This is a genomic window from Streptomyces sp. NPDC093252 (genome assembly GCF_040683675.1).
In the GTDB taxonomy this organism is placed as follows: Bacteria; Actinomycetota; Actinomycetes; order Streptomycetales; family Streptomycetaceae; genus Streptomyces.
Genome location: NZ_JBFBEM010000007.1, coordinates 144094 through 157394, shown reverse-complemented (window position 1 = coordinate 157394; position 13301 = coordinate 144094). Strand labels below are relative to the sequence as shown.

The following is a 13301-nucleotide window of genomic DNA, read 5'->3' as shown; positions in this document are numbered from 1 at the left end:
ATCTACGTGGTGGCACCTGCGCGGTGGCGCCTACGCCAGCCCGGCGACCAGGTCCGCGACCGACTTGCGGCGGCCGGTGTAGAACGGGACCTCCTCGCGGACGTGCATCCGGGCCTCGGAGGCACGCAGATGGCGCATGAGGTCGACGATGCGGTGCAGCTCGTCGGCCTCGAAGGCGAGGATCCACTCGTAGTCCCCGAGGGAGAACGAGGCGACCGTGTTGGCGCGGACGTCGGGGTAGCCGCGGGCCATCTTGCCGTGGTCGGCGAGCATCCGGCGGCGGTCCTCGTCGGGCAGCAGATACCAGTCGTACGAGCGCACGAACGGGTACACGCTGATGTAGTCGCGCGCGTTCTCGTCGGCGAGGAAGGCCGGGATGTGCGAGCGGTTGAACTCGGCGGGGCGGTGCAGCGCCATGTTCGACCAGACCGGCGTCAGCGCGCGGCCGAGGCGGGTGCGGCGGAAGAGGTTGTACGCCTCCTGGAGCTGGTCGGCGGTCTCGGCGTGCCACCAGATCAGCAGATCGGCGTCGGCGCGCAGGCCGGACACGTCGTAGGTGCCGCGGACGGTGATGTCCTTGGCGGCGAGCTGGTCGAACAGCTCCTGGACCTCTTCGGCGTACCCCGCGCGGTCCTCGGGCAGGGCGTCCTTCAGCCGGAAGACGGACCACAGCGTGTAGCGGATGACCTCGTTGAGGTCCTTCGCCAGCTTGCCCTTGTTCGGAATCCGGTCGGTGGTGGGGGCGTCGTCACTCATGCGGCTATTCTCCCGCTCCGCCGTGCAGGCTCCGCACCGGGGCCGCCATGAGCCCGCGCACGCCCTCCGGGCCGCCGTCCAGCAGGTCCACGGCCGCGTGGGCGCTCGCGACACAGGCCGGGACACCGACCCCGTCGTAGACCGCGCCGCAGACGGCGAGGCCGGGCAGGGCGGCGATCCGCTCGCGGATCCGGGCCACGCGCGCGTGGTGGCCGACGGGGTACTGGGGCAGGCCGTCCGCCCAGCGGGTCACCGCCGTGGCGACCGGTTCGGCGGCCAGTCCGGTGGCCGCCCGCAGATCGTGCCGGGCGACGGCGACCAGGTCGGGGTCGGGGCGGTCCAGGACCGCCGTCTCCCCGTACCGGCCGACCGAGGCGCGCAGCACCACCGTGTCCGGGTCCTCGGCGGCGATCCAGGCCCACTTCTGGGAGGCGAACGTCGACGCCTTGATGGTGTGGCCGTCGACCGGCGGGACCAGGAAGCCGCTGCCCCCGGGCAGCCGGACGTCCGCGCGGCGGTAGGCCAGGGTGATCAGCGCCATCGACGCGTAGGCGACGGCCGCGAGGTCGGCGGCGGCGGCCGGGGCCTCGGCGCGCAGCAGCGCGGCGGCGGCCGGTGCGGGCAGGGCCACCACCACGGCGTCCGCGCGCAGCGCCCGCCCGCCGGTGACGACCCGCCAGCCGTCCGGCGCCCGCCGCAGGTCCGTGACGGCCGTGCCGGTGACGATCTCGCCGCCCCGCGCGCGGACCGCCTCGGCCACCGCGAGCGGCAGGGTGCCCACCCCGCCCTCGATGCCCATGAAGACCGGCCCGGCCGCTGCCGCGCCCGCCGCCCTCGCCTGGAGGGCGCGGACCGCCTCCGTCAGCGAGCTGTGGGTCTGGGCCGCCTCGAACAACTGGGGCACCGCCGAGCGCATCGACAGTTGGTAGGCGTCGCCCGCGTAGACCCCGCCGAGGAGCGGCTCCACCAGCCGGTCGACGACCTCGCGCCCGACCCGGCGGGCCACGAACTCGCCCACCGCCACATCCTCCCCGACCTCGGTGCGCGGCAGGTCGGCGTCCGCCTCGATCCGCCGCAGGCCGTCCTCGGAGAGCACGCCGGACAGCGCCTGCGCCGTGCCCGGCACGCCCATCACATGCCCCTTGGGCATCGGCCGGAGCGCGCCCCGCGTCCACAGCGACGCGGACGCGGTGGCGGGCGGCTGGAGCCGGTCGGCGAGACCCACCTCGCGGGCCAGGGCGACGGCCTCGGGGCGCCGGGCGAGCAGCGACTCGGCGCCCAGGTCGACCCGGACCCCGGCGATCTCGCCCGCCAGCAGCTTGCCGCCCACTCTGTCCGCCGCCTCCAGGACCGTCACCGAGGCGCCGCGCGCGAGCAGCCGGTGGGCGGCGGCGAGCCCGGCGATCCCGGCCCCGATGACGACGACATGCCTGGTGCGGACGGCCGCGGTGCTGGTCATGGCTCCAGCCTCTCAGACCCCACTGACACTCCGGCCCACGGACCCCTCAAGACCGTGCCGGGCCCTCCGGGCCCCGTGCCACGCCCCTCCGGCACCTCCTACCCCGGCCCTCCGGCGCCCCGTGCCCCGTCCGAGTCCCGACCGTGACCGCATCGGGACCGGCCGCCCCCAACGTCCCGGGCCCCTCGGGCGTCGAAGGAGCATCTGTTCATCACGATCCCCGGGGGGCGCACATGCGCACGCTGCCAGCACCGCACACCCATCGACCGGACCGGGCCGTACGGCCGTCCGCGCGGCGCCCGGTCCGGCTGCTGGCGGGCGTCCTGCTCGCCGCCGCGCTCGGGCTCGCCGGATGCGGCGGGAACGACTCGGCGGACAGCATGGCCGACTCCGCCTCGGGCGGCGACAACAAGGCGGTGGCCGGGGCGGCGCCCGGAGCCGAGGACGCCGGCGCCGAGGACGCCGGTTCCGGGGAGGCCCGCGCCGACGAGGGCGCCGGGGCGGAGGGGGCCGACGAGTCCGCCCCCGACCTCCCGGCCACCCACATCATCCGCACCGCCTCCCTGACCGTGCAGGTCAAGGATGTGCCCAGGGCGCTGCGCGAGGCCCGGTCGGCGGTGGAGGGAGCGGGCGGCCACATCGGCGAGGAGCACACCACGCGCGACGAGGACGACGCCGAGTACACCGATGTCACCCTACGGGTGCCCGCCGACGCCTACGACAAGATCCTCGGCGAGCTGGAGGGCGTCGGCTCGGGCAAGCTCCTGGAACGGTCCACCAAGGCGGAGGACGTCACCGACCAGGTGGTGGACGTCGAGAGCCGGATCCAGTCGCAGCGGGCCAGCGTGACCCGGATCCGGGAGCTGATGGACCGGGCCGAGCGGCTCAGCGATGTCGTCACCCTGGAGGGCGAACTGAGCCGGCGTCAGGCCGACCTGGAGGCCCTGCTCGCCCGCCAGGCGTCCCTGGAGGACCGCACCACCCTGGCGACCATCACCCTCACCCTCACCGAGACCCCGGTCGACCGGGACGCCAAGGACGACGACCCCGGGTTCCTGGACGCGCTGTCCGGGGGCTGGGACGCGTTCGTGGCGGTGCTGCGCTGGCTGCTGGTCGCGGTGGGCGCGGTCCTGCCGTTCGCGGCGACGCTGGCGGTGCTGCTCCTGGTCTGGCTGCGGCTCGTACGGCCCCGGCTGCCGCGCCGCGCGCAGCCCGCGCCCGCCCCCGCCCCCGTGCCCGCCCCGGCGACCACGGGCACGCTGCCGCACGCCCGGCCGGTGACGGCGGACGGCAGCGCCGGGCAGGCCCCCGGGGCGGGCACCCCGGAGGGCACCGAGGAGGACTGACGGGGCGGCCGGGAGTCCCGCCGCCGGGGCCCGTAGCGTGGAGGGCATGAGCAGCAACGGGGCGCGGGACGCGCGGGAACGACTGGTCGTGATCGGCGGAGACGCCGCGGGGATGTCCGCGGCGTCCCAGGCCCGGCGGCAGCGGGGCCCCGGCGAACTGGAGATCGTCGCCTTCGAACGGGGCCACTTCAGCTCCTACTCGGCGTGCGGGATCCCCTACTGGGTCGGCGGGGACGTGCCCGAGCGGGACGATCTGATCGCCCGCACCCCGCAGGAGCACCGGGACCGGTCCATCGATCTGCGGATGCGGACCGAGGTGACGGAGATCGACGTGGCGGGCGGGCGGGTCCGCGCGCGGGACGTGGATTCCGGGGCCGAGTCCTGGACGTCGTACGACAAGCTCGTCATCGCCACCGGGGCGCGGCCGGTGCGGCCCGAGCTGCCCGGGATGGACGCGCCCGGGGTCCACGGGGTGCAGACCCTGGACGACGGACAGGCCCTCCTGGACACCCTCGCGGCGACCCGCGGGCGGCGTGCCGTGGTCGTCGGTGCCGGGTACATCGGCGTGGAGATGGCCGAGGCGATGATCAACCGCGGGTACGAGGTGACGGTCGTCAACCGGGGCGCCGAGCCGATGGCGACCCTGGACCCCGACATGGGGCGGCTGGTGCACGAGGCCATGGAGGGGCTCGGCGTCACCATGGTCAATGACGCCGAGGTGACCGGGATCCTCACCGGGGCCGACGGGCGGGCGTGCGGGGTGGCGACGGCGTCCGCCGAGTACCCGGCGGATGTGGTGGTCCTCGGGATCGGGGTCCGGCCGGAGACCTCGCTCGCCCGCGCGGCCGGGCTGCCGCTCGGCGAGCACGGCGGGCTGCTCACCGACCTCGCCCTGCGGGTGCGCGGGCACGAGAACATCTGGGCCGGCGGGGACTGTGTCGAGGTGCTCGACCTGGTCTCCGGGCAGCAGCGGTACATCCCGCTCGGGACGCACGCCAACAAGCACGGGCAGGTCATCGGGGCGAACGCGGGCGGGGGTTACGCCACGTTCCCGGGGGTGGTGGGGACCGCGGTCAGCAAGGTGTGCGATCTGGAGATCGCGCGGACCGGGCTGCGGGAGAAGGACGCGCGGCGGGTGGGGCTGCGGTACGAGTCGGTGGTGATCGAGTCGACGAGCCGGGCGGGGTACTACCCGGGGGCGGCCCTGATGACGGTGAAGATGCTCGCCGAGCGGCGCACGGGACGGCTGCTGGGTGTGCAGATCGTGGGGCGGGAGGGGGCGGGGAAGCGGGTGGATGTGGCGGCGGTGGCGTTGACCGCCGGGCTGAGTGTGGAGCAGATGACGATGCTGGATCTGGGGTACGCGCCGCCGTTCTCTCCGGTGTGGGATCCGGTGCTTGTTGCTGCGCGCAAGGCGGTGAGCCGGGTTCGGGGTGCGGGGTGAGGGGTGGCTGTTGGGTGCCGGGTGCGGGTGGGTTGTGGCTGGTCGCGCAGTTCCCCGCGCCCCTGGAGGGGGTGGGTGGGGGCGGGGATTTCAGGGGGCTGCGCGTTGTGGCGTGGGGCGGGTGCGGGCTCGTGGGTGGCTGGGCGCGCGATTCCCCGCGCCCCTTGGGGGCGTTGCCCCGCCCGGTATTGAGCGGGGAGCGAACGTCCGGTGTCAGCGGGTGGTCTGCGTGTGGACGTACTCCACCAGGCGGGTGAGGGCGTCCGGGTCCGTGGAGGGCATGACTCCGTGGCCGAGGTTGAAGATGTGGCCCTCCAGGGTGGCCGCCGTGTCCAGGACCTCGCGTGCCTTGGTCTCGACGGCCTGCTGGGGGGCGAAGAGCACGGTCGGGTCCAGGTTGCCCTGGAGCGCCTTGCCGGGGCCGACCCGGCGGGCCGCCTCGTCCAGCGGGACCCGCCAGTCGACGCCGACGACATCCGCTCCGGCCTCGCCCATCAGGCCCAGCAGCTCACCGGTGCCGACCCCGAAGTGGATGCGCGGGACGCCGTACCCCTCGACCGCGCGGAACACCTTCGCGGAGTGGGGCAGCACCGAGCGCCGGTAGTCGGCGGGGGCGAGGGCGCCGGCCCAGGAGTCGAAGAGCTGGACGGCGCTGGCGCCCGCCTCGATCTGCACCTTCAGGAACGCCGCCGTGATCTCCGCGAGGCGGTCCAGCAGGTCGGCCCAGAGTTCCGGGTCGCCGTACATGATCGCCTTGGCGTTCTCGTACGTGCGGGACGGGCCGCCCTCCACGAGATAGCTCGCGAGGGTGAACGGGGCCCCGGCGAAGCCGATCAGGGGGGTCGCGCCCAGTTCGGCGGTGAGCAGGCCGATGGCCTCGGTGACGTAGGGGACGTCGTCCGGGGTCAGATCGCGGAGCTGGGCGAGGTCGGCGCGGGTGCGGATCGGGCGCTCGACGACCGGGCCGACGCCGGGCTTGATGTCGAGGTCGATACCGATCGCCTTGAGAGGGACGACGATGTCGCTGAAGTAGATCGCCGCGTCGACGTCGTGGCGCCGGACCGGCTGGAGGGTGATCTCCGTGACCAGGTCGGGCCGCATGCACGAGTCCAGCATGGCGACGCCCTCACGGACCTTGCGGTACTCCGGCAGCGAACGCCCGGCCTGGCGCATGAACCACACCGGGGTGTGCGGCACCGGCTCCCGCCTGCACGCCCTCAGGAAGGCGGAGTCATGGGGGGTGGCTGTCGGGGGCTGGCCCGTGGGGCGTCCGTTGGCACTCACGGGGCCAGTGTCCCATGGGGGGTGGGGGGCTTCCGCCGAGGGGACGCGGGGCGCCGCCCGGCCCGGTGGGGCACGGTGGCCGGGGTGTCTTGCCCTGCGCTCGGGCCCCGTTCCGCTTAATCTTCCCCGCATGGCTGCGGCTCAGGGACGACTGTCGGACGGCGCTGGCGGAATGGACGAACCGAAGGACAACGGGGAGGGCTCACGGAATCCGGACGGCACGGCCCCGCCGCCCTTCACGGCCGCGGTCGACGCGCTGCGCTCCGCGCGGCTGCGCCCGCACCTGGAGATCGAGACGGTCCCGGCGCCGAAGCGGCTGGCTCCGTTCGCGTACGCGATGGAGGCCACGGTGGTGGACGGCGAGCAGGACCTCGCCGACGGCCGGTTGGTGCTGCTGCACGATCCCGACGGGCACGACGCCTGGCGCGGCACGTTCCGGCTGGTGACGCTGGTGCGGGCGGAGCTGGAGCCGGAGATGGCGGTGGATCCGCTGCTGCCGGATGTGTGCTGGTCCTGGCTGACCGGTGCGCTCCAGGCCCGCGGGCTGACGTACGGCGAGGCGAGCGGGACGGTCACGCGCGCCGGTTCGCACTACTTCGGCGGGCTCTCCGCGCGGCCCGCCGTCTCCCAGATCGAGATCCGCGCGTCCTGGACGCCGCGCGAGGGGCTGGGCGGGGTGCCGGACACGGGTGCGCATCTGGCCGCCTGGAGCGATCTGCTGGCGCAGGTGGCGGGGCTGCCGCCGGCCGGCCCGGGGGACGCCTCGGTGGTGACGCTTCCGCAGCGGCGGGGGCCGCAGTCCCGGTGAGTGGTCGATGAGTGAGCAGTCGATGAGTGAGCAGTCGATGAGCGCGGCACGCTGACGCCGGGCAGCACGACCGAGGGACATAAGAGGCACGAGGGGCACGAGGGGCACGTCCGGCGGGCGTGCCCCTCACGCATGCCCGGCCCCCGCCGGCGGCCTCTCCCCCGCCATCCCTCCCGCATCGCCCGAACGCCGGGTTTCTATGCCGTCACTTTGTCGATTCGGCCACTTTGCGCCACTCAATCGGCTCCGACCGATCCGATTCGATCTTCGGACGATCGACCGCGTGTCCGAATTGCACGGATTGTTACTCACTGGATCGTGATCATTCTCTAAAGGACCACGGGTTTGCTGCCGAAGACCTCAGTGACCTTGAAAGCACGGTTCGTACCGGCTTCATCCCCACGAGCCGGCCCCGTCCCGCACCCCAGGAGGCCTGGTGTCCGTTCTTCTTGAGCAGCCCGCAAGCCTGGTCGCCTACCGTCCGAACAAGCCCACCGCGATGGTGGTCGTGGCCGATCCGCGCGTCCGTTCCACCGTCACCCGGCATCTGTGGGCGCTCGGCGTCCGCGATGTCATCGAGGCGTCGTCGGTGGCCGAGGCGCGTCCCCGGATCGGCAACCCGCGCGACATCTGCGTCGCGGACGTCCACCTGCCGGACGGTTCCGGCCTCACGCTCCTTTCGGAGACCCGCGCCGCGGGCTGGCCCAACGGCCTCGCCCTGTCCGCCGCCGACGACATCGGCGCGGTGCGCAACGCCCTGGCGGGCGGTGTGAAGGGCTATGTCGTCACCGGCACCCGCACCAACGTCGGGCTCCCCACCCGTCCCGGTGCCGCCCCCATCGGAGCCGCCGCCGCCCGGCTGCACCGCCGTCCCCCGGGTGCCCCGAGCCACCCGGGCGGCTACCGCGAGCTGTCCGGCCGCGAGGTCGAGGTGCTGCGGCTGGTCGCGGAGGGCCAGTCGAACAAGGCGATCGGCGTCTCCATGGGCCTGTCCGCCCTGACCGTCAAGAGCCACCTCGCCCGGATCGCCCGCAAGCTGGGCACCGGCGACCGCGCCGGGATGGTGGCCGTCGCCCTGCGCACCGGCATCATCCACTGACCCCCCGCACCCCCTCCCGTCCCCATGTCCCTGTCATCCACCCCCCGCCATCGCCGTGAACCCGGCCTTTCACCGACATGACTGGTTTACGACCCCCGCGCGCCCGTCGACGGAACGTTCCGTCGGCGGGCGCCGTCCGTACACGGATACCCTTGACAGGTGACCGACGCCCAAGACACCGCAGCAGCCAGTTCACTGCGAACCACCGGGGGCGCCCCTCCGGACGACGGCGGTACCACTGCTCCTGGGGCGCCGACACCGCTGCTCGAACCGCGTGAGGGCATTCCGCCGGTGATCGCGGACGCCGACTCCCTCGCCGCCGTGATCGCCGCGTTCGCGGCCGGGTCGGGACCCGTCGCCGTGGACGCCGAGCGGGCCTCCGGATACCGCTACGGGCAGCGGGCGTATCTGGTGCAGTTGCGCCGCGAGGGCGCGGGCACCGCGCTCATCGACCCCGTCGCCTGTCCGGATCTGTCGGGCCTGGGCGAGGCGCTCTCCGGGGTGGAGTGGGTGCTGCACGCCGCCACCCAGGACCTCCCGTGCCTGCGCGAGATAGGCATGCTGCCCAGCACGCTCTTCGACACCGAGCTGGCCGGGCGGCTGGCCGGGTTCCCGCGGGTGGGGCTCGGCGCGATGGTCGAGAGCGTGCTCGGATTCGTGCTGGAGAAGGGGCACAGCGCGGTCGACTGGTCCACCCGCCCCCTCCCCGAGCCCTGGCTGCGCTACGCGGCGCTGGACGTGGAGCTGCTGGTCGATCTGCGGGACGCGCTGGAGAAGGAGCTGGACCGGCAGGGCAAGCTTGACTGGGCCCGCCAGGAGTTCGCGGCCATCGCCGCCGCGCCGCCCGCCGAACCGCGCAAGGACCCCTGGCGGCGGACGTCCGGGATGCACAAGGTGCGGCGTCGGCGGCAGCTCGCCGTGGTGCGCGAGCTGTGGCAGACCCGGGACCGGATCGCCCAGCGGCGGGACGTCTCGCCGGGCAAGGTGCTGTCCGACGCGGCGATCGTGGAGGCCGCGCTCGCGGTGCCGACCACCGTCCAGGCGCTGGGCGCGCTGAACGGCTTCGGGCCGCGGACCGGGCGGCGCCAGTTGGAGCAGTGGCAGGCGGCGGTGGACCGGGCCCGTGCGCTGCCGGAGTCCCGGCTGCCGCAGCCGGGGCAGACGGTGGCGGGGCCGCCGCCGCCCCGGGCCTGGGCGGACAAGGACCCGGAGGCGGCGGCACGGCTGTCGGCGGCGCGGGCGGGGGTCACGGCGCTGGCGGAGCGGCTGGGGCTGCCGCAGGAGAATCTGATCACGCCGGACACGGTGCGGCGGGTGTGCTGGGAGCCGCCCGCTGCCGCGGATGTGGGGGGGGTGAGTGCGGCGCTGGGGGCGTTGGGGGCTCGGGAGTGGCAGGTTGAGTTGGTGGCGCCGGTTTTGGTGAGTGCGTTTTCCGCCAAAGCGGGGGGCAGCGAGGGGTAGGGGGCGGGTGCGGGTTGTGGGGGGTCTCGCGCAGTTCCCCGCGCCCCTGGGGGGAGTGGGGGGCTAGGAGGGGGGCGAGTGCGGGTCGTGGTCGGTTTTTTGCGCAGTTCCCCGCGCCCCTGAAGGGGGGATCAGGGTTCGGGGGGAGTGGCGGGTGCGGGTTGTGGTCGGATTTTTGCGCAGTTCCCCGCGCCCCTTCAGTGGTGGGGGTGGGCAGCTACGTTACTGGCAAGTAGCATGGTGGTGAGCAAGCGCTCAGCGTCCGCATCTCTGGATCTCTGGAGGAGTGCCATCGTGCCTCGTAACGTCAGGGACGTCGTCTTCGTCGACGGCGTCCGTACCCCGTTCGGCAAGGCGGGCCCGAAGGGCATCTACCACGAGACCCGCGCCGACGACCTCGTCGTGAAGTCCATCCGGGAGCTGCTGCGGCGCAACCCGAACCTGGACCCCGCGAAGATCGACGAGGTCGCCATCGCCGCGACCACGCAGATCGGTGACCAGGGGCTGACCCTGGGCCGGACGGCCGGGATCCTGGCGGGGCTGCCACAGTCCGTGCCGGGCTACTCCATCGACCGGATGTGCGCGGGCGCGCTGACCGCCGTCACCACCACCGCCGGGTCCATCGCCTTCGGGGCGTACGACGCCGTCATCGCCGGTGGGGTCGAGCACATGGGGCGGCATCCGATGGGTGAGGGCGTCGACCCCCACCCGCGGTTCGTGAGCGAGAAGCTGGTGGACGAGTCGGCCCTGTTCATGGGCATGACCGCGGAGAACCTGCACGACCGCTACCCGGGCATCACCAAGCGGCGCGCGGACGAGTACGCGGTGCGGTCGCAGGAGAAGGCCGCCAAGGCGTACGCCAACGGGAAGATCCAGCAGGACCTGGTGCCGATCTCGGTGCGCAACACCAACCCGGAGGTGGGCGAGACGGGGTGGGGGCTGGTCACCGCCGACGAGCCGATGCGGCCGGGGACGACGCTGGAGAACCTGGCCGGGCTGAAGACGCCGTTCCGGGTGCACGGGCGGGTCACGGCCGGGAACGCGGCCGGGCTGAACGACGGGGCCACCGCCTCGATCATCGCCGCCGAGGACTTCGCCCGCGAGCACGGCCTGCCGGTGCGGATGCGGCTGGTGTCGTACGCCTTCGCCGGGGTCGAGCCGGAGGTGATGGGCTACGGGCCGATCCCGGCGACCGAGAAGGCCCTCGCGCAGGCGGGGCTGTCCATCTCGGACATCGGGCTGTTCGAGATCAACGAGGCGTTCGCCGTGCAGGTGCTGGCCTTCCTGGAGCACTACGGCATCGCGGACGACGACGCGCGCGTCAACCAGTACGGCGGCGCCATCGCCTACGGCCACCCGCTGGCCTCCTCCGGGGTGCGGCTGATGACCCAGCTCGCCCGGCAGTTCGAGGAGCAGCCCGAGGTCCGCTACGGCCTCACCACCATGTGCGTCGGCTTCGGCATGGGCGCCACCGTCGTCTGGGAGAACCCGCACTTCGAGGGGGACAAGTGAGCACCACCACCGCAGAGCTGTTGAAGGGCGCGGCCGAGCTGTTCCCCGACGAGGTCGTGACGCAGGCGCACGTACGGCATCTGGAACTGCCGTCCGGGGCCGGGCGGTTCGCCCTGATCACCCTCGACAACGGGTTCGACCACACCAAGCCGACCACCTTCGGACCGGCGTCCCTGGCCAACCTCGCCGCCGCCCTCGACCAGGTCGAGAAGGAGGCCGCGGCCGGGGAGATCACCGGGGTCGGCATCACGGGCAAGCCGTTCATCTTCGCCGTCGGCGCCGACCTCAAGGGCGTCGAACTGGTCAAGGAGCACGCCGACGCGTTCGCCATCGCCAAGGGCGGCCACGACGTCTTCAAGCGCCTCTCCGGCCTCGCCGTGCCGACCTTCGCCTACTACAACGGCGCCGCCATGGGCGGGGGCGTCGAGGTCGGGCTGCACTGCACGTACCGGACCGTCTCCAGGGCGGTGCCCGCGTTCTCGCTGCCCGAGGTCTTCCTCGGCCTGGTCCCCGGCTGGGGCGGCTGCACCCTGCTGCCGAACCTGATCGGCCCCGAGAACGCGATCTCGGTCATCGTCGAGAACAGCCTCAACCAGAACCGGCAGCTCAAGGGGCAGCAGGTCCACGATCTCGGGATCGCCGACGCGCTGTTCGAGGGCGCCGACTTCCTGGAGCAGTCGCTGATCTGGACCGCCCAGGTGCTCAAGGGCGACCTCACCGTGGAGCGGCCCGCGATCGACCGGGGTGAGGGCTGGGACGCGGCCGTCGCCCACGGCCGCCGTCTCGCCGACGGCAAGGTGCACGGCGCCGCCCCGGCCGCCTACCGGGCCCTGGACATCATCGCCGCCGTCAAGGACGGCGACCTCCAGAAGGGCTTCGACGCCGAGGACAGCGCCCTCGCCGACCTCATCATGGGCGGCGAACTGCGCTCCGGGATCTACGCCTTCAACCTGGTCCAGAAGCGTGCCAAGCGGCCCGCCGGAGCGCCCGACAAGAGCCTCGCCCGGCCGGTCACCAAGGTCGGTGTCGTCGGCGCCGGACTGATGGCCTCCCAGCTCGCGCTGCTCTTCCTGCGCCGCCTGGAGGTGCCGGTCGTGCTGACCGACATCGACCAGGAGCGGATCGACAAGGGGGTCGGCTATGTCCACGCCGAGATCGACAAGCTGCTCGGCAAGGGGCGGATCAACCAGGACCAGGCCAATCGCCTCAAGGGTCTGGTGACCGGCGTCCTGGACAAGGCCGAGGGCTTCTCCGACGCGGACTTCGTGATCGAGGCCGTGTTCGAGGAGATCGGCGTCAAGCAGCAGGTGTTCGCGGAGGTCGAGGCGGTCGCCCCGGCGCACGCGATCCTCGCCACCAACACCTCCTCGCTGTCCGTCACCGAGATGGCCTCGCGGCTCAAGCACCCCGAGCGGGTCGTCGGCTTCCACTTCTTCAACCCGGTCGCCGTGCTGCCGCTGCTGGAGATCGTGCGCGGCGAGCGGACCGACGACGCCTCGCTGGCCACCGCGTTCGCCGTGGCGCGCAAGCTGAGGAAGACGGCCGTCCTCGTCAAGGACGCCCCCGCGTTCGTCGTCAACCGGATCCTGACCCGCTTCATGGGCGAGATCCAGAACGTCATCGACGAGGGCACCCCGGTCCCGGTCGCCGAGAAGGCGGTCGAGCCGCTGGGGCTGCCGATGTCCCCGCTGGTGCTGCTGGAGCTGGTCGGCCCGGCGATCGGCCTGCATGTCTCCGAGACCCTGCACCGCGCCTTCCCCGACCGCTTCACCGTCTCCCCCAACCTCAAGGCGGTCGTCGAGGCGGGCAAGCGCGGGTTCTACGTCTACGACAGCGGGGCACCCGTGCTGGATCCCGAGGTCGCGGGGCTGCTCCGGCAGGGGGACGCCGTGCTGACGGAGGAGCAGGTGCGGGAGCGGGTGCTGGACGCTGTCGCGCAGGAGATCGGGCTGATGCTGGCGGACGGGGTCGTCGCCGAGGCGCAGGACATCGACCTGTGTCTGATCACCGGGGCGGGGTGGCCGTTCCATCTGGGCGGGATCACGCCGTATCTGGATCGGGAAGGGGTGTCCGAGCGGGTGAATGGGGCGCGGTTCCTGGCGGCCGGGGTGGCGAGCGTGCCGGTCGCGTAG

Annotated in this window: 10 protein-coding genes; 7 read left to right on the top strand and 3 right to left on the bottom strand. The window is 73.3% G+C overall.

The genetic code is table 11. The annotated features are described in order from the left end of the window. Window positions 1-30: 30 nt before the first annotated feature. Window positions 31-756, bottom strand: a complete 726-nt coding sequence (hemQ, locus tag AB0O01_RS16560) for a hydrogen peroxide-dependent heme synthase (protein ID WP_365313984.1) — start codon at window positions 754-756, stop codon at window positions 31-33. 4 nt (window positions 757-760) lie between these two features. Then, window positions 761-2215, bottom strand: a complete 1455-nt coding sequence (gene hemG / locus AB0O01_RS16555; RefSeq protein ID WP_365313982.1) for a protoporphyrinogen oxidase — start codon at window positions 2213-2215, stop codon at window positions 761-763. A 233-nt stretch (window positions 2216-2448) separates the two neighbouring features. Here hemG and AB0O01_RS16550 point away from each other — a divergent pair, with 233 nt between their 5' ends. Together AB0O01_RS16550 and AB0O01_RS16545 are read left to right on the top strand one after the other, a co-directional pair. Further along, a complete protein-coding gene (locus AB0O01_RS16550; protein WP_365313980.1) occupies window positions 2449-3561 on the top strand; it encodes a DUF4349 domain-containing protein in 1113 nt (370 codons plus the stop codon). 46 nt (window positions 3562-3607) lie between these two features. Further along, window positions 3608-5005, top strand: a complete 1398-nt coding sequence (locus AB0O01_RS16545) for an FAD-dependent oxidoreductase (protein ID WP_365313978.1) — start codon at window positions 3608-3610, stop codon at window positions 5003-5005. Window positions 5006-5218: 213 nt separating this feature from the next. Here the strand turns inward: AB0O01_RS16545 and hemE are convergent, their stop codons facing one another. Further along, window positions 5219-6289: a uroporphyrinogen decarboxylase gene (gene hemE / locus AB0O01_RS16540; protein WP_365313976.1), complete on the bottom strand. Its 1071-nt coding sequence runs from the start codon at window positions 6287-6289 to the stop codon at window positions 5219-5221. A 130-nt stretch (window positions 6290-6419) separates the two neighbouring features. On the opposite strand from hemE, the gene AB0O01_RS16535 reads away from it, so the two are divergent. The 5 genes from AB0O01_RS16535 (at window position 6420) to AB0O01_RS16515 (ending at window position 13301) form a co-directional block, all read left to right on the top strand. Further along, on the top strand, window positions 6420-7097 hold the full coding sequence (locus tag AB0O01_RS16535) for a DUF3000 domain-containing protein (RefSeq protein ID WP_365313974.1): 678 nt from the start codon (window positions 6420-6422) through the stop codon (window positions 7095-7097). A 436-nt stretch (window positions 7098-7533) separates the two neighbouring features. Then, window positions 7534-8196 (top strand): response regulator transcription factor, encoded by a 663-nt coding sequence (locus tag AB0O01_RS16530; RefSeq protein WP_003972894.1) that lies wholly within the window; start codon window positions 7534-7536, stop codon window positions 8194-8196. Window positions 8197-8355: 159 nt separating this feature from the next. Beyond that, on the top strand, window positions 8356-9657 hold the full coding sequence (locus tag AB0O01_RS16525) for a ribonuclease D (protein ID WP_365313972.1): 1302 nt from the start codon (window positions 8356-8358) through the stop codon (window positions 9655-9657). A 294-nt stretch (window positions 9658-9951) separates the two neighbouring features. Continuing rightward, window positions 9952-11169 carry an acetyl-CoA C-acyltransferase gene (locus AB0O01_RS16520; protein ID WP_365313970.1) on the top strand — a complete coding sequence of 406 codons (1218 nt, stop codon included), beginning with the start codon at window positions 9952-9954 and terminating at the stop codon, window positions 11167-11169. Then, on the top strand, window positions 11166-13301 hold the full coding sequence (locus AB0O01_RS16515; RefSeq protein ID WP_365313968.1) for a 3-hydroxyacyl-CoA dehydrogenase NAD-binding domain-containing protein: 2136 nt from the start codon (window positions 11166-11168) through the stop codon (window positions 13299-13301). The genes AB0O01_RS16520 and AB0O01_RS16515 overlap by 4 nt, the downstream gene beginning before the upstream one ends.

Bases quoted from the DNA above. Each gene is read 5' to 3' on its own strand.
- hemG (WP_365313982.1), bottom strand. From the start codon at position 2,215: ATGACCAGCACCGCGGCCGTCCGCACCAGGCATGTCGTCGTCATCGGG.
- AB0O01_RS16550 (WP_365313980.1), top strand. From the start codon at position 2,449: ATGCGCACGCTGCCAGCACCGCACACCCATCGACCGGACCGGGCCGTA.
- AB0O01_RS16535 (WP_365313974.1), top strand. From the start codon at position 6,420: ATGGCTGCGGCTCAGGGACGACTGTCGGACGGCGCTGGCGGAATGGAC.
- AB0O01_RS16545 (WP_365313978.1), top strand. From the start codon at position 3,608: ATGAGCAGCAACGGGGCGCGGGACGCGCGGGAACGACTGGTCGTGATC.
- hemQ (WP_365313984.1), bottom strand. From the start codon at position 756: ATGAGTGACGACGCCCCCACCACCGACCGGATTCCGAACAAGGGCAAG.